General features: G+C 27.7%; 15 protein-coding genes. 2 read left to right on the plus strand and 13 right to left on the minus strand.

From position 1 onward, the window contains the following. Positions 1 to 42: 42 nt before the first annotated feature. From KGF36_RS16705 to KGF36_RS16745, 9 genes are all read right to left on the minus strand, one after another. Entirely contained in the window at positions 43 to 879 is an 837-nt protein-coding gene (locus KGF36_RS16705; protein ID WP_227830099.1) for an ABC transporter permease, read from the minus strand. Position 880: 1 nt separating this feature from the next. Beyond that, the gene (gene potA, locus KGF36_RS16710; protein ID WP_227830100.1) at positions 881 to 1,924 is read right to left on the minus strand and encodes a spermidine/putrescine ABC transporter ATP-binding protein; all 1,044 of its coding nucleotides are present in this window, start codon (positions 1,922 to 1,924) and stop codon (positions 881 to 883) included. Positions 1,925 to 1,942: 18 nt separating this feature from the next. After that, complete coding sequence (locus tag KGF36_RS16715; protein ID WP_021383760.1) at positions 1,943 to 2,482, minus strand: helix-turn-helix domain-containing protein; 540 nt, start codon at positions 2,480 to 2,482, stop codon at positions 1,943 to 1,945. Positions 2,483 to 2,912: 430 nt separating this feature from the next. Beyond that, on the minus strand, positions 2,913 to 3,602 hold the full coding sequence (locus KGF36_RS16720; protein WP_227830101.1) for a hypothetical protein: 690 nt from the start codon (positions 3,600 to 3,602) through the stop codon (positions 2,913 to 2,915). 349 nt (positions 3,603 to 3,951) lie between these two features. Continuing rightward, a complete protein-coding gene (locus KGF36_RS16725) occupies positions 3,952 to 5,853 on the minus strand; it encodes a CotH kinase family protein (protein WP_227830102.1) in 1,902 nt (633 codons plus the stop codon). 16 nt (positions 5,854 to 5,869) lie between these two features. Next, positions 5,870 to 6,544 (minus strand): DUF4956 domain-containing protein, encoded by a 675-nt coding sequence (locus KGF36_RS16730; protein ID WP_413841505.1) that lies wholly within the window; start codon positions 6,542 to 6,544, stop codon positions 5,870 to 5,872. An 84-nt stretch (positions 6,545 to 6,628) separates the two neighbouring features. Then, positions 6,629 to 7,318: a polyphosphate polymerase domain-containing protein gene (locus KGF36_RS16735; protein WP_227830104.1), complete on the minus strand. Its 690-nt coding sequence runs from the start codon at positions 7,316 to 7,318 to the stop codon at positions 6,629 to 6,631. Positions 7,319 to 7,645: 327 nt separating this feature from the next. Then, positions 7,646 to 9,508, minus strand: a complete 1,863-nt coding sequence (locus KGF36_RS16740) for an ABC transporter ATP-binding protein (protein WP_227830105.1) — start codon at positions 9,506 to 9,508, stop codon at positions 7,646 to 7,648. Positions 9,509 to 9,546: 38 nt separating this feature from the next. After that, positions 9,547 to 11,274 carry an ABC transporter ATP-binding protein gene (locus KGF36_RS16745; protein ID WP_227830106.1) on the minus strand — a complete coding sequence of 576 codons (1,728 nt, stop codon included), beginning with the start codon at positions 11,272 to 11,274 and terminating at the stop codon, positions 9,547 to 9,549. Positions 11,275 to 11,346: 72 nt separating this feature from the next. On the opposite strand from KGF36_RS16745, the gene KGF36_RS16750 reads away from it, so the two are divergent. Beyond that, positions 11,347 to 12,180, plus strand: a complete 834-nt coding sequence (locus tag KGF36_RS16750; protein WP_227830107.1) for a MerR family transcriptional regulator — start codon at positions 11,347 to 11,349, stop codon at positions 12,178 to 12,180. A gap of 258 nt (positions 12,181 to 12,438) precedes the next feature. On the opposite strand, the gene KGF36_RS16755 is transcribed toward KGF36_RS16750, so the two are convergent. The 3 genes from KGF36_RS16755 to KGF36_RS16765 form a co-directional block, all read right to left on the minus strand. Beyond that, entirely contained in the window at positions 12,439 to 13,050 is a 612-nt protein-coding gene (locus KGF36_RS16755) for a hypothetical protein (RefSeq protein ID WP_227843022.1), read from the minus strand. 25 nt (positions 13,051 to 13,075) lie between these two features. Next, complete coding sequence (locus KGF36_RS16760) at positions 13,076 to 13,699, minus strand: hypothetical protein (RefSeq protein ID WP_227830109.1); 624 nt, start codon at positions 13,697 to 13,699, stop codon at positions 13,076 to 13,078. A gap of 71 nt (positions 13,700 to 13,770) precedes the next feature. Next, positions 13,771 to 14,850, minus strand: a complete 1,080-nt coding sequence (locus KGF36_RS16765; protein ID WP_227830110.1) for an amidohydrolase family protein — start codon at positions 14,848 to 14,850, stop codon at positions 13,771 to 13,773. Positions 14,851 to 15,061: 211 nt separating this feature from the next. On the opposite strand from KGF36_RS16765, the gene KGF36_RS16770 reads away from it, so the two are divergent. After that, positions 15,062 to 16,612, plus strand: coding sequence for a PucR family transcriptional regulator (locus KGF36_RS16770; RefSeq protein ID WP_227830111.1), 1,551 nt, complete (start codon positions 15,062 to 15,064; stop codon positions 16,610 to 16,612). Between the two features lie 143 nt (positions 16,613 to 16,755). Here KGF36_RS16770 and KGF36_RS16775 read toward each other — a convergent pair whose 3' ends face one another. After that, positions 16,756 to 18,369 carry a sensor domain-containing diguanylate cyclase gene (locus KGF36_RS16775; protein WP_227830112.1) on the minus strand — a complete coding sequence of 538 codons (1,614 nt, stop codon included), beginning with the start codon at positions 18,367 to 18,369 and terminating at the stop codon, positions 16,756 to 16,758. Between the last annotated feature and the right edge of the window lie 18 nt (positions 18,370 to 18,387).

Raw genomic sequence — 18,387 nt, forward strand, 5'->3', positions numbered from 1 at the left:
ATACTAATGCTAAATATATATTAGAAGTTATTTTCTTTAATTTTAAAATAGTAACCCACCACCTTCTTTGTCAGATTCATCTCCAAATTTTGACATTATCGACATGGATATTAATATTACTATCATCATAAATATTGATATAGCTGAGCCAAAGTTCCAATCTCCAACAACTGTGAATTGTTGTTCAATCAAATCTCCAACTAACATTATTTTGCCTCCACCTAGCAGTCTTGATATTGCAAAAGTAGTAACTGCTGGCATAAATACCATAGTTATTCCAGACATTACCCCAGGCAGACTCAAAGGAAATATAATTTTTCTAAATACTGTCATGTTATTTGCACCTAAGTCATGAGCAGCATTTATTAAATCATTATCCATCTTTGAAAGTGCTGTATATATTGGAAGAACCATAAATGGTAAAAAGTTATATACCATACCTAAAAGTATAGCAACATTAGTATACAAAATTGCTAATGGCTGTATTCCAAACCATCCTAAAAACGTATTTAAAAGTCCATTTTTTCCTAATATAGCTACCCATGCATATGTTCTTAAAAGAAAGTTCATCCACATAGGAAGAATAAACAACAGTATTAATGAACCTCTTCTACTTACATGAGCTTTTGAAATTATATATGCCACTGGATAACCAACTACAAGACATATCAATGTAGCTACTCCTGCTAAAAGAATAGAGCGAGCAAATACTTTAATATATATAGGGTCTATTACTTCTTTATAATTCTCAAGTGTAAACACATAACCTGTACTTGAGTCTTTTGTAAAACTGAAAAATACTACTAGTATTAAAGGAATTATTACAAATATCGCACTCCAAACTACATATGGATATGCTAAAAAAGATTTCTTCTTCATATTAGTTACTCTCTTTTCTCATTATATGGATGTCTTCTGGATATATATCCATGCCTAGTTCTACTCCAACTTCAGCATTTTTGGTATTATGAAGTATCCACAATCTTCCATTTTCATTTAATTCTATTTCATAGTGCACTCCTTTAAATACTGTAGATGTAACTTTCCCCTTTAACATTCCTTCTTCTGGCTTTACCATTTTTATATCTTCTGGTCTTATTACTACTTCTATATTTTCATTTTTTTCAAATCCTTTATCTACGCATTCAAACTCTCTCTTACAGAAATTTACTTTATAATCTTCCATCATAATTCCATCAAATATATTACTTTCACCTATAAACTTCGCTACAAATGAATTTTTAGGTTCATTGTATATGTCTTGAGGTGTACCCATTTGTTGTATTTTACCTTTATACATTACAACAATAGTATCTGACATAGTAAGAGCTTCTTCTTGGTCATGAGTTACAAATACAAATGTTATTCCTAACTTTTTTTGAATTCTTTTTAATTCTATTTGCATTTCTTGTCTTAATTTTAAATCTAATGCTCCAAGTGGCTCATCTAACAACAACACTTTTGGTTCATTTACTAAAGCTCTTGCTATTGCAATTCTTTGTTGTTGACCTCCACTTAATGAGTCTACTTGTCGTCTTTCAAATCCTTCTAATGCAACAAGTTTTAAAACTTCTTTTACTTTAGTATCTATTATATCTTTTGGAGTTTTTTTAATTTTCAAGCCAAAAGCTACATTTTCATATACATCCATGTGTGGAAATAAAGCATATTTTTGAAAGACTGTATTTACTTGTCTTTCATATGGTGGTAAATTATTTATTTCTTTACCTTCAAATAAAACTTTGCCATCATCAGCATACTCAAACCCTGCTATTATTTTTAATGTAGTAGTCTTTCCACATCCACTTGGCCCAAGTAAAGTTAAAAACTCATTTTTCTTTATATCTAAATTGAAATTATCTAAAACAGTAAGTTCCTCATAATGCTTAGATATATCTCTTAATTCTATTATATTTTCTACCAATTATTAAACACCTCTATTCTAAAATGATGGTGGCGTACTTACCCAAATCACTTTTGCTGTCGTTTTTCCTTCGTTTGATATATAGTGATTTGCTCTTGGTCTAAAGTAAAAGCTTTCTCCTTTTTTTACCTTATTTTTCTTTTCGCCTATATGAACATATATTGAACCTGCTAGTACATATCCAAATTCTTCACCTTCATGTGGCTTTTCTTCTTTATATTGTCCACCTGGATACAATGTTATTATTATTGGCTCCATTTCATTTTTTTGTGAATTTGGAATTAACCACTTTAATTTATATTTTAAGTCCTCATCTTCAGTTTCAAACATGTCTTCTTTTGTAAAACTAATTCTTTCGTCATCTATTTCATTAAAAAATTCCCTTAAATTTGTACCTAATATCTCAAGTATATCTATAAGGGTAGCTATGGATGGTGATGTTAAGTTATTTTCTAGTTGAGAAATAAATCCTTTTGACAATTCACATCTATTAGCTAACTCTTCCTGGGTCAGTTGTTTTTCTGTTCTTAATCTTTTTATCTTTTCACCTATATCCATGTTGCACCTCCTAATTTGTGTTTTATTTTACTAAACATTTTGTTTACTAAACATTGAGTTTAAAATTTGTAAACAACATAGGTAATTATATATAAAATTCAGATATAATACAAGACTTTTTTGCTAATTTTTTTATTTTTTTAGTTAGAATAAATACAAGTATTTTAAAGGCTTTGAAAATACACAATTTGAATGTGTTTATATTAATATCTATAAAGTTTAGTATCTCTAATTATAAATAAATCAATTCATCTAACATATATAAAAGCTTTTAAGGTCTTAGAATATGTTAAGTAAATAAAAAATTGCTAAAAATCTATATTTTATAGTTTTTTAGCAATCCATATCTTTTAATATTTGAAATTTTATATATTTACAAGAAAATTTTTATTTATAATTACTATATACTCTTAATTAATTCTTTATAGGACTATTTAGCCATATTTTGAGTGGCAGGTTTTTTATCTCCACTCATATATAATTTTATAAATTTTATATCATCTATTATAAATCTATGTTTAATTTTACTACAATCTAATTTAAACAAATTAAATAATATTTGTGTAAGATATCCTAGGCCAAATGCACTTATTATAGTTCCTATACCAACTTTTCCACCTAAGAAAAATCCAACTATTAATGCACCAACTTCTATAGTTCCTCTTATTAAGTTAAGTGATTTTCCTGTTTTCTTTTGAAGAGCAACCATCAAACCATCTCTAGGTCCACTTCCTAGACCACTTCCCATATAAAATACCATTCCAAGAGCTAAAAGCCCCAAACCTAAAATCAACATAATTATTCCTATTAATACACTATCAGTCTTTGGAATTAAGTTAGTGTATAGAAGTAAATCCATAAAAAAGCCAATTAATAACATATTAAATACAGTTCCCCATCCTACATTTTCACCAAGAATAACATCAGCTATAACTACTATAGAGCCTACAATTATAGAGGCAGTCCCTATAGTTATTCCTACATGATTTGAAAGACCTTGATGAAACACATCCCAAGGAGATAAACCAAGGTTACAATTTATCGTCAATACTATACCAATTGAACATATAAATAGACCTAAAACCAGCTTTGAAAATTTCCATAATACTTTTTGTAACAAAATCTACCCCTCCTAAACATAATTTAACTACTCACCTTAAATACCAAAAGTCAGCAGTTTTCATACAAAAATCCTATTTTATAAATTTTATAATACAACTCTATGATACATCATTTTATGCTAAATAACTACCATTTTATTACAATTTGGTTACAAATTTTCAGATTATTTTTTCGAAGAGATAATTTATATATTTCTATGTTGAAATTCTATATTTTAAAATCTTTTTTAGGCCTATTTATAATGAAATAGTAAAACCTAATGTGAGATTTTAAATTAATATAAAGCAAAAAAATACTGTTAAGAAAGTAGTTGCACTTAACAGTATCAGTATTTATCTATTTTTATTTTATTTTGACTTTATAAATTTTCTTCTATTTATTTTTGATATACATACTAACATAACCGACATAACTAACATAGAAGTTCCGCCTAAAACCAATTTAGAGCATGCTGTTGTTTTACTCATAGAACCTCCTCCTTTGCCTCCAAAGTTTCCAGCTTCTTTTGGACTACCTTGATTTCTATCCATTTTCATATTACCATTTTGCTTATTATTCGTATCGCCTTTATCCATATTTCCCATACCTGGCGGCGTATTACCATCCATTCCTTCAGGTGGTTCTGGCATTCCATTCATACCTTCATCAGCTTCTTTCATGTCTTTATTATCACTTGAATTCTCACTATCAGAGGTTTCCTTCGTTGAAGAAGACTCTCCACTTAATTGAGCTTTTATTGTTTTACTCATACTTTCTGCTACCTCTAAAACTCCTGGTATTGATTTTCCTCCTTTACCCATAGGACTTTCTAAATTTTCTTTACTCTTATCGTCACTTTCATTGTTATTTGTACTATCTTTGTTATTTGTATTATTCTTATCTTCATTATTGTCTACAGCTTGACTATCTGCATTATTTTTAGTTTCACTTAAAGTAAGTTCCGCATTGACTTCTTTTTCATCACTTTTATTTTCGTTATTTTCATCATTAGAATCTTTATTATTAAATTCTTGATTGCCAAAGCCCTTATTACCACCTTTATCATCATTAGAACTTTCAATTGAAGATGTTATATTTTTTTCAAATTCTTCATATGTATAAAATGCTGTTGGGTCTTCTTTTACATATGATACTATTAAGTCATGTACTTTTGTTGTCATATTTTCTAGATAATCTGAACCTAAATATTTTGTTACTATCTCTTCTAGATATTCATGGTATTTTGTTTTATATGTCTCATTTTTTAATAATGCAGATATTAGAGGTCTGTCTTCTAAATTACTTGTCGTTGGTTCATCAATATATATTGATTGCCCATCTCCGCTTTTACCAGTACCACCAAACCCACCAAATGACATATTAAAATCCCATGGTAACATAGAAAATACTCCATCTTGCTCATACAGATAGTAATTGTGAGCAAAATTACCTTGATAGCTATCGAGATTTAACAAAGCTGTATTTATTGCTATATTTTTAAGAACAGAATCTACATCAAGATACTTTTCAATGTCTTCACCTGTATCTAGAGATTTTAATAGTTTTGTGACCTTAGACCAATCAGCTGTTTTTTTATCACTTTCAACGATTAAATTTGAATAACTTTCTGAATCATCTCCATTGTACTGCAATGAAGCGCCTTCATCAGACTTGTATAAATCACCTGTTACATCTCCAAAGTTATTTTCAAGATAAGATTCTTTTAATCCTTCCACTGCTAAATATAAACCATGATATTCACCATTTATAGAAACCTTTGCATATGCAAATTCTGGAGTAGCTAATCCCATATCTTCACAAATACTATATGTTATAAACTCTCTCATATAAGAGGGGTCAGAGTAACAGTTATTAAGATTTAATTGAGTAAGCCCTTCCATACTTTTACTAGTGTTATATTTATCAAAATTAATCTTATAACTATATCTATCACTATCACTATTTGCTACAGATGTAAGACTTGAATTTCCTTTAGTCCTGATTCCAACATTTCCATATGCATCACCATCTACGGTTACTTTTGCAACTTTAAATTCTTCTTTTATAGCATTTTCATTCATATCTTTTAAATCACTATCATCTATTTCTATATTAATTTCCATAACTTTATCTCTATCAAAATATTTTTCAATATACGCATCACTATATAAATCAACACCTTTATTTCCAGATATACTGTATATTCCAACTATTGCGCATAAAAATACAACCATAAATGAGATAAGAAGGGTAAGTTTTTTATCTTTCATAAAAGATTACTCCTCTCTATGCTACATAATCACCATTGTAACTTACAAGAACTGCATTAGTAACTCCATCTACTTGACTTAAATCATTTATAAGACTTGTTTCTCCATCTTTCATTCTAACTTCAAACACCAACTCTATTCCTTTTTCTGGTGTCACGCTCTTTGATTTTATTTGATATTTAGAAAATACCCTTTTGATTTTGTCAGTTGCAATGTCTTCTGAATCTTCATTATTACAATTTACCATTAATATATATGGTGTTTCAGAGATTGTTTTGTTTGAAAAGAAGATTAAAATTAATCCCATAATTACTGAACCCATTACAGCTAATGGAATTAAACCTGCACCCAAAACTATACCTGAACCCAATGACCAAAATAGAAATACTAAATCCATTGGGTCTTTAATTGCTGTTCTAAATCTTACTATAGATAAAGCCCCAACCATACCTAGAGATAAGACTACATTTGATGTAACTGCCAATATTACAAAAGTTGTAAGCATAGTGAGTGCTACAAGTGATACATTAAATGGTCGAGAGTACATAATTCCCATATATGTCTTCTTATAAACCATATATATAAACAAACCTACTAAAAATGCTGAGCCTAGAGCTAAAGCACTATCCACAAATGAAAAACCTGATACGTTTTCTATAAAACTTGACTTAAAAATATCGTTAAATGTCATAATTAAAATCATCCTTCCTATTTCTTCGTTTTTTCTTTAAATTTTATTTAAACATGTCTTTATCTAAATCTTAAATTTTTATTCTTATGTATATAACCTACTTGATGCATACTTTGAAACAGCTGTAGAAGTAGTCTTATTAATTTGAACTAAATCTTTTATAAAGTCTGGTATAAATTCGTCATATTTAACTTCCAATACAGTCATATTTTCGTCAATAACTGAAACAGTTGGCAATTCTTTATTAAATAAATCTGTTGAGTTTACAGCAGTTTTAATGTCACTATCAATTGTCACTCTTACATTCCCAACTGGATAAACAAAAGCTTCTCTATCGTAATCGACTATACTTTTTGCCTCCAATCTTTCACATTTTATCTTTAGATAAAACTCCCTTAATAAACAGTTTGTTGATTCTTTTAAGAATTCAATATCATTATTTAATATCTTCAATACTTCTTTTTTAGTTAAACTAGCTGACAGCTTTGATGTCATATTATAGTGCTTTATTTTTTTTTCTAATTTTATAAAAGAACAATCATTATTATAAAATCTTATTCTAAACTTTTCTCTTATTGCAACACCATTTAACTTATCAAGAAGAGCTTTATCTTCTGGTGTATCAAAATATAAACTTCTAATAAGATATTTTCCATCTTTTGATGCATTTGCATCTTTTTTCATTATTGGATAAAGTCTTGATTTCAAAGCTAACACATCCGCTTCAGTTATTTTATGTTTCATTTCAAATCTGTAGTTTAACTTTTTATCCATTTTTATCACCTCTCAATTTCTTAACTATATTTGATTTATTTTATATTTAGAGTATACTTTACTCGGCTTTGTTAAATCTCCGTAAAATAAGTGCATCTTTATGGCATATATGTGGCAAAGAAAGTTTTCCAGATAATTTAATGTTTCCAATTTTATCTCATGCTTAAACTTTACATTGTAATGACAAAATAAATAGGCTATATAGAATACACCAATATTTTGTATTCTACATAGCCTTTATTCATGTTACTTATTTTCAAAGTAAGTCATTGAGTTGGATTTATTCTCTAAAAATCATGGAATATAGATTATGAATCTTCCATTAAATTATACAACTTCTTCATCATATTCTCTTGAAAATTGACTATTATAAAGTTCCTCATAAAATCCTTTATTCTCAAGAAGCTCTTTATGGCTTCCTTGTTCAATAATAGTACCTTCTTTCATTACTAATATTAAATCTGCATCACGAATAGTTGATAATCTATGTGCGATAACAAAGCTAGTTCTTCCTCTCATCAAGTTATTCATAGCCTTTTGAATTTCAACTTCTGTCCTAGTATCTACACTAGAAGTTGCTTCATCTAGAATTAACACTGATGGGTCTGAAAGTATTGCCCTGGCAATTGTTAAAAGTTGCTTTTGACCTTGAGATAAATTAGAAGCATCTTCAGTCAATATAGTATCATATCCTTTAGGTAAAGTCCTTATAAAATGGTCTACTCTTGCTGCTTTTGCTGCTCTTACAACATCTTCCATTGTAGCATCTGATTTACTGTATGCAATATTTTCTTTTATGCTTCCATTAAATAGCCATGTATCTTGAAGTACCATTCCAAACATCGTTCTAAGTTCTCCACGTTTTAAGTCCTTTATATCAATACCATCAATAGTAATTCTACCCTCTTGTATCTCATAAAATCTCATAAGTAAATTTACAAGAGTCGTTTTTCCGGCTCCTGTTGGTCCAACAATTGCAATCTTACCTCCTGCATTTAACTTAATATTAATATCTTTCATAAGAATAGAATCATCATTATATCCAAATTTAACATGTTCAAATTCTACCTTACCTTTAGGTATATTTATAACTTTTGAAGGCTCTTTATCTTTTACCTCCTCTATTTCATCCATTACTCCAAATACTCTCTCAGCAGATGCAATTGCTGCTTGAAGCATATTTGTAATATAAGATATTTCTGTGGTAGGCTCTGATGATTGATTTACATATTGAATAAATGCCTGTATACTACCAAGAGTCATTGTTCCATTTGCTGCAAATATACCACCTACAACTGCTATAACCACATACCCAATTTGATTTACAAATCTAATGATTGGAGATATTGAATATGATGAGAATTGTGCTTTTCTACTAGCATTATAAAGATTTTGATTTACTATTTTAAAGTTTTTAATAGTATCTTCTTCTTTACTAAACGCCTTAACTACTACTTGACCAGTAAACATCTCCTCTATATTACTATTTAATTCACCTAAAGCCTTTTGGTTTTCTGAAAATCTTTTTTGTGATTTCCCCGCAATTACAATAGTAATGCATAGCGAAACACCTAATGTTATAGCTGATACTATTGTAAGTGACATACTTATGTTTATCATCATAACTATAGAACCAATCACCGTAACTACTGCTGTAATAAGTTGCATTAATCCTTCTTGCAGGCTATCTGCAACCTTTTCTAAATCATTTGTAACTATACTAAGAGTTTCTCCCTTTTTATGTGAGTCATAATACTTAAGAGGAAGTTTATTTAGCTTATCACTTAAATCTTTTCTCATACTAAGAACTAAATTTTGTGCAACTCCTGACATAATATATTGTTGTATATATATAAATACTGAACTAAGAAGATACAAGCTTAAAAGTACTGATATTATACCTCCCATAGTACTAAAGTTTACACTAAATTTTGTGCCAGTTTGAACTGCCGTTTTTATTCCATTAAATAGTTGGTCAATAGCTTTTCCCATAATCATTGGTACTAAAACCGTAAGAGCTGAACTTATTAATACTGCAATAAAAATTGTCAGTATTTTAAACTTTTGTTTTGCCATATATTTTAATAGTCTTTTTGTAGTTTTTTTTGCGTCCTTAGCTTTTTCTGCTGACATACCATCTTCAAAACTAAGTACATCTACTTCTTTTTTTTCTACTATATTTTCACTCATATTACACCTCCAAATAAACAAATTGAATTTCTCTTTTGCTATGCAAGTTCTTCTTTACTAAGCTGTGAATCTGCAATTTGCTTATAAACATCACATTTTCTAAGTAAATCTTTATGTTTACCAATACCTACAATTTTACCTTCATCTAAAACTATAATTTGATTGGCATCCATGATTGTACTTATACGTTGTGCTATAATTATAGCTGTTGAATCTTTAATTTCATTTTTTAATGCTCTTCTAAGTTTTTTATCTGTCTTAAAATCTAATGCAGAAAAACTATCATCAAATATATATATTTCTGGCTTTCTAACTAATGCCCTTGCAATAGAGATTCTCTGCTTTTGTCCACCAGATAAATTATTTCCACCCTGAGCTACAAATGAATCATAATTATCTTCCATACTAGAAATAAATTCATCAGCTTGAGCTATGTTTGCTGCATGTTTTATTTCTTCAATACTTGCATCTTCTTTTCCATACTTTATATTTTCTTCTATTGTTCCACTAAACAAGAATGCTTTTTGTGGTACAAATCCAATTTTATCTCTAAGCTCTTTTTGAGACATATTCTTAACATCTTGACCATTTATAGATATCTCACCTTCTTGAATTTCAAAAAAACGTGGTATTACATTTGCAATCGTAGATTTGCCAGAGCCAGTACTTCCTATAATTGCAGTTACTTCTCCAGATTTTGTTTCAAATGTTATATCGCTTAAGACAGGTTCCTCTGATTCTGAATATGAAAATGTTACATTCTTAAAGACTAAATGCCCTCTTTCTGAAATAATATTTTCAGAATTATTTCCATCTACAATTTCAGGTACTATGTCTAATATTTGATTTACTCTATCTGCACAAGCCCCTGCTCTGGGTATGTACATAAATACCATTACTGCCATGATTAGATAAAATAAAATTAAAATACAATACTCAACTAAAGCCATTATATGACCTATTTCCATATTTCCATTACTTACTCTTATTCCACCAAACCAAATAATACTTACTATACCTAAATTCATTATTAACATTACAATAGGCATAAGTACTGCAAATATCTTATTTATTGAAATTGCTGTTTGAGAATAATCCACTGCTGTTTTATCAAATCTATTCTTTTCAAAACTAGTTCTATTAAAAGCTCTTATAACTCTTACTCCAGTTACAGCTTCACGTAACACTCTATTCATATTATCCATTTTTGTTTGCATTATCTTAAATAATTTGATAACTCTTTTACCAACTAAGCATGCAAACAGCATGAATAAAACCATTATTATAACAATAATAATTGTCATTACTCTATCTATAGAATAAGCTAAAAATAATCCAGAAATAGTTATAATTGGTGCTGGTAACACCAACTCAATAAACATAAATAAAGATTGCCCTATTAAAGTAATATCACTAGTACTTCTAGTAATCATAGATGCTGTACCTATTTTATTAAAGTCATTTATTGATAATTCTTGAGCTTTTATAAATACTGCTTCTCTAATATCTCTACAAAATCCTGATGAAAGATTTGCTGATACTTTACATACTAATACAGCTGATAGAGCTGTTATTCCTGCTACTATTAGCATTAATACACCTGTTTTTACAATATAATCTATATCTCCTTTTACTACACCGTTATTTACTATACTCGCGGTAAGAGTTGGTATATATAAAGTTCCAAGTGTTTGCAAAAACGTAAATATTAACATTGTAACAATTAAAATCCTATAAGGTTTTAAAAAACGAATTAATTTTTTCATACTTTCACACTCCTTTACAAAATATTATGATAAACTATACTGTAACAGGATAGTCAAGGAGGAATTTTAATTATGAGCCAAAATTCAAAAAATTACTTTACCACTGGTGAGTTTGCAAAGATTTGTGGAGTCAATAAAAAAACACTTTTTCATTATGATGATATAGGTCTTTTCTCTCCAGAATTGAAAAAAGAAAATGGGTATAGATACTACTCATACCATCAACTTAGTATTTTTAGCATAATCTCATCACTTAAAGAAATAAAAATGCCTTTAAAAGAAATTAAAACTTATATAGATAAACGAACTCCTAGTTTGTTAATTGAACTTTTAGAAAAAAAGAGTATTGATATTAACAATGAAATTGAAAAATTAAACAATATTAAGACTTTAATGGAATCCACTATTGCACTTACTAAAAAAGCTTGTGATATTGATATAAATACTATTACTTTAGAAGAACATGAAGAAGAATACATAGTTAAAAGTCCTCTTATAGAAACAGAACAATTTATGGGAGATGATGAAGAGAAATTCTTATATGAATGTATCAATTTTATGGATAACTATGAATTAAGTGATGATTGCTTGATTGGTTCGATTATTAAAGGTGAGGATATACTAAATAAAAATTTCGAGTCATATTCACACTTGTTTACTAAAGTTAATCGTGAATACAAAAAATGTCCAATATCAATCAAACCAAAAGGACTCTATGTAACTGCTTATCATAAAGGAAGTTATGATACACTTGAAACAACTTATGAAAAACTATTAAATTTTTTTAAGTATAATGATTTACGTATAGGAGACTTTGTTTATGAAGAATATCTTCTATATGATATAAGTATTCGAGATATTGATGAATATATAACTCAAATCTCAGTTGAAGTTAAACAACTTTAAAAATAACTACAACTGATTTTGCTTTTACACAAAACTTAAACTTAAATTAGTATAATTATCAGAAATCACCCTATTTAATTCTTTGACTCTTTTATATAAGTTTATCTCTATAAATTAACTATATAGACAAATAAAAAAGTGATAGTTAAATATAGCTATCACTTTTTCATCCATTAATTATAAGTATATAAATTTAAAGTTATTCTAAACATTAACCAATTTATATATGTAAAGGTACTTCTTTCTATTCTATTAGATTCATTTTATTTTCTTCTTTTCCCATCTATTTTTTGATTTTTGATAAATTAAATAAGCAGTAATTGTATATAAACATGAAAACAAAGAAGCAAATCCAGAAACTCGTGTAAGACCTAAAATACCTCCAATTCCAAATCCAAATGTAAAAATTATAACAGCAATTCCACCTAAAAAAGCAATGCTTGCAAGAATAATCAAAATAATTTTCTGCCAAAATATAGTCACACACAAAGTAATAACAAAATATACTACTGCTTCAATCAACAATAATGAACCAAGATAAACAGGTGATACGTGGATTAAGTAACGTGAAAAAGCTATTGAGTGAAGTCCAAACACAATAAGTAAAATTGCTATAATAAGACTTCCATAGTTAAAAAGGTGTTTTGCACCATTTTCTAAGATAAAATCCACAATCCGCAAAACACCACATAAAATCATATATCCAACAATAACATAAAACATGCCTCCAAGAAGAAATTCAGGGAATATTAAAAATGCAATTCCCATGCCTCCAAGAAAAACCGCTCGCAGTATTGCATGCTTTGTAAACTGTTTATAGAGTAATAAATTCATAATCAATCCCACCTCTCTTGGAAGGTATGATACCATGTAAACATTACTCTCACATGAATCTCTACTTACAATTTTGTAATGTTAACCATCTTTCTGCATCTTCATAAAGCTTATCAACCATTTCTTTTCTATCTATTCCAGGAAGTTCTTGATTTATTTTATATCCATCCTTACTCAACATATAAGAAAGATTTGCATACGTTGGTCTATAATTTTTTATTTCACTCTTAGAAACTTTGACATCACTATTCTGATAAACTGGTAAAAGTATATCTTTTTCGTATATAGCATCCATAGATACTATATACCACATATCATCTATCTTTTGAGTTTTATACACAAGCTTAACATCTGACTGAAGTTCAACTAAATTTCCATCTATCTCATTTCTAATATGAATAGCCGCCATTGTAATTGATACTGCCTTATTATTATTTATCCAAACTACTGTATTATAAACTTTATGAGGTGCATAAGACTTCATCTTACTTGATTCTTCTACAAAACCTTCTCCACTCCCTTGGTACCAAGATATTGATACTGTTGAATCTTTTGCAAAACATTTTTTCATTTCATCCCACAATGCATTATCTCTACAAAATCTCTCAAATTCTATAAGTTCTTTTACACTATTTTTATCTATTATATCTTGTATAGAATTATTCTCTAGTCTTTTTAATAACATATTTTTAATCTCCTTTAGTATAATATTTCTTTTATTTTTTTACCTATATTCATCTAATAATACTCAAGCTACTATCTTACTCTCTTACCTTTTATCCATACACCTTCTATATTTCTAGTTGCTGTTATATCTTTAGTTGGGTCTCCCTCAACCATTACTAAATCGGCTCTTTTTCCCTCTTTTATTACTCCACGGTCATCAAGTTCTAATAATTTTGCTGGTAAACTTGTTGTACTCTTAAGTACTTCAGTTGTAGTAAGCCCTGCTCTAACTAATAATTCAAACTCACGATGAATGGATTCTCCATGCTTTACTATGCTGACAGAGTTTTCATCATTATTTGAATCAGTACCAGCTAGTATATCTACTCCAGCTTTTTTCAGTGCTGCTGTATTTTCTATTGCTGTTTCTAATCTAATATCTTCTCTTCCTGTGACTTTATTTATATTTGATGCTATTTTTTCCATCATAACTATTGTTGGAACTGAAATAAGATTTTTATCTTTTATATTTTTAATTACCTCATCAGATAATTTACCTATAAATGGAATGTGATTTATTACATCAACACCTGCTTTTTCTGCATATTCATAAGCTATAGTTGTAGGTGCATGAGCGAATACTTTTTTACCATTTTCATGAGATACTTCAACTACTCTTTTTATAGTTTCAAAATCAAAAGCTGTATTTGATGTTTTTGGATCTTCTATTATAAGCTTTACAAAATCTGCTCCTTGTTTAATTTGTTTCTTAGCAAAATTTTCAGCATCTTCAATAGTGTATATTTTACTGTCTTTAAATCCCATTCCCATAAGGTGAGGATGTGCTGCTGGTGCTACAGGTTCATATACACTACGAATATCTGTTAATCCCTCTCTATTTCTCAAATAATCTACTATCTCTTTACTATCAGTTGCCATATCAAGCATAGTAGTTATACCCCAGTTAGTTGCATCCTCCAGGTTTTTTATACTATCTAAATGTATATGAGAATCAATAAATCCTGGAAGTAAAGTACATCCTTCCCCATCTACAATAATGTCACCAGTTGTTTTTGATGATATTAATCCATCTTCTATAACAATACTTTTTGCTTCTAAGAGCTTTTCTCCATCAAATATTCTAGCATTTGCAATTTCAGTTGTTGCCATAGTCTTACACTCCTTTTATTTTTGAATTTATTAAGACATTTACCTTTTATTAAGTTATTATTTTTATTACTTTGAATCTTTCTTAATTTATATAACTAATTATATATAAATAATTTTATCTAAACTATGTATTACAATTTAAACTTTGTTGTAAAATATATTATAGTGATTGTGCTATAGCACAATCAAATATGATTATAGGAGTTTTAGAATGAAACTAATAGATTTAATGAAAGAAATATCTCAGTATATATCAGTTTTAAAGCCATTTTCAGACGAAGATATAGATATCACCAGCTTAAATATTTATAAAAATAAGCAGACTGAATTTATTTCAGGATGTTTGTATTTAGGAAATATATCGGATATTCCTGTAAATTTGACCAATATAAATTTTTTAGGTATATTTATACAGAATGAAAATAACAGTGATTTGAAAATATACAATTTAAATTCAAATATTTGTATCATAAAGTCTAAAAAAGAAAAATATGACCTTTTTAGTGAACTATTAAATGTCATCAATCAAGAAATACATATTAGTTTATCTTCTCAAAAATTTTTTAATGTAGTCTCTGAAAATAAAGGCATACAATATTTAATTGATATAGCATATGAGGAATTTGGCTATCCTATAATAGTTAGAGATTCTAGCTTCAAAGTCTTAGCTTATTCTTGTAATGTTAAGGATATATTGCAACTTAATGAAGATTCTAATGGTGACACATATTTAAATGAAGAAACTATAAATTACATAAAATATCAAAATATACACAAAAAAATATATTATAACAAATCTACTAAAGATGAAAATAAACCAAATAACTGGCTTGGCACACTAATTTCATCAGTATGTGTAGAAGAAATCGAGGTAGCTCATATAGCCGTCTGTGAATTGAAAATACCCTTTAAGAATTTTCACTTTAAACTATTAGAATCACTTAATAAAGCCATCTCTCTTGAACTACAAAAAAATAATTTATTTAATATAGATAAAAAACTTATTCCTAATTATATACTTTCTGATTTATTGGAAAAAAAATATATAGATGATGATACTATAAGTAAAAGATTTCACTATTTAAATTGGACTAAATCAAATTCATTAAATATAATGGTAATAGTAAACAAGGATAATAATTCTTTTGACAGTAAAGTACCTTTTATTATGCAATCTTTAAGTGCATTTATACCTTCTAATAACTGTGTAGTATATAAATCTGCTTTAGTTGTTTTTATTAATGATTCCTTGATTCCTAATTTAATCGATTGTGAAAATAAGGATTTTATTGATTACTTAAAGCTAAATTCACTTTATGCTGGTATAAGTTCAAAATTCTCAAAGTTATCTGATAGCCATAAATATTATAATCAAGCTAAAAGAGCCAGTGAAATTGCTCAAAAATATGGTATAAATTTTTCTCCATTTGGAAAAAGCATACCATATATACTTTACGAGCTACTTAGTGCAAACTATGATTTATATGATCTTAATCATCCTGCTGTAACTAAATTGATGGAAGAGGATAAAAAAAATGGTTCTAATTTCTTAGAAACTTTAAAACAATATATATACTTCAGTAACTCCCCCAGTAAGGCAGCTAAGATTTTAAATATTCATAGAAATACTTTATTTTATAGAATTAATAAAATAAAGGAAATTACCGGTATTACATTAAATTATGCTGATGAAATACTTCAAATTTATATTTCTATAAGGATGCTTGAAATTAATAAAAAAATAGACTACTTGCCTAAGTGATGTTTACAATTAAAAATAACTACAGCTAGTTTTGTATTTTCACAAAATTAACTGTAGTTCCAAGTTATAATTATATTCTAAAGATTTATATAATCATCTATCACATAACTATACATATTAATCAAATTTTTATTGTATTAAAATTAATGTATATAAATATCTTCTTCAAATAAACAATATGAATTTTTTCCAGATGCCTTTACATTATAAAGTGCTCTATCTGCATTTTTAAACAATTCTAAAAATGAATTTCCATTTTGAGGATACCTTGCAATACCAATACTAACAGAAGCATCAAAGCTAAAACTTAAATCTTTGTAATTATCTGTAAGAACTCTGTTTAATTTTTTTGCTTTTTTATGTATATTTGCTTCTGTATAATAATCTCGCATATATACCACAAATTCATCTCCACCAATTCGACCAATTAAATCTTCATTATCAAAATTAGCTTGAATCTTCTCAGCAAAAGTTTTTAGTACAAAATCTCCAAATGGATGTCCAAAATTATCGTTTATCTCTTTGAAATCATCTAAGTCAATAATGAATAAAGCATCTTTTTTATCACCTTTATTCATGACTATAGCTTCTTCTACTAATTTTTCAAATACCCCTTTATTATATACATTAGTTAGGGAGTCTCTTTCTGCTCTAGTTTTTAATTCTTCATATTTTTTTATATCATTATCTACATCTACAATTACTCCCACAACTTTTAAAATCTCATTCTCATTATTACAAATATTTGTTGCTGATGTTCTACACCAAATATACTCACCACTAGATTTTCTTAAACGATAAACTGCTTGATTATGTTTGTTATTCTTTTGAATACTTTCAAAAAAACTCTCAAAGATATTATAATCTTCATGATGAACTAAATCTTTATCTCTAATTTCTTTAAAAATATTTTCACAAACACTACTATATCCAAATTTTTCAGTCCAAATTTGAGACACAAATGACTTCTTCTCCTTGATGTTCCATTCAAAAACAACAGAATCAGTCTGTTCAACAATAGTTTTGTAACGCTCATTACTAAGCCTTAATTCTTCCTTATGAACTACTTCTTTTTCAAGCATTTCATATTTCATAGACAATTTAGTCTTTTCTATAATAGATTTAAATAAATAAAATACAATAAAGTTGATATATAAAATACCAACACTTGATATTAAGTTTAAAATTTTTAAACTTTGAGCTGGAAAAAATTTATTTATATCAAAAATAGAAATAGATAAAAATACACTAAATAAAGGTATTACAAGTAAAGGAAGCCAATATTTTATTGGCATATCTGAATGTATGTCCTTTTTAAAAAGGCAAACAATTTTACAGATAAATAAAAAAACAATTTTTGATAAAATTACAGCTAATACTCTTATGCTATTATTTTCAAACATTATTTTAAAATCTTCTTTTATAAATAAAACAAAGATACTTGTAACTACAACTTCTGATAGTATAAAAAATGAACTTAGTAATACAGTCGCAAATAATCGTGTCTTTATATTTCCTTCATACAAAAATGAGGACGAAAAAATAAGGATAAAAATTAAAGGCATTGTTACTATAGGATTTAAAGTTACTAAATTAGAAATACCTAAACATATCATAAAACCCAATCTAGCATATTTTATAGCTTTTGTATATTCTTCTCTTTGACCTAAAAAATCTGATAAAAACATATGGACAACAAAGGCTTCAAACACAACTGTTACTAAATTTGTAATATCAAAAAGCAGTTGTTCTTTCATAAATAATTTTTTGTAAAA

The organism is Clostridioides sp. ZZV14-6009 (assembly GCF_020658095.1).
Classification (GTDB): domain Bacteria; phylum Bacillota; class Clostridia; order Peptostreptococcales; family Peptostreptococcaceae; genus Clostridioides.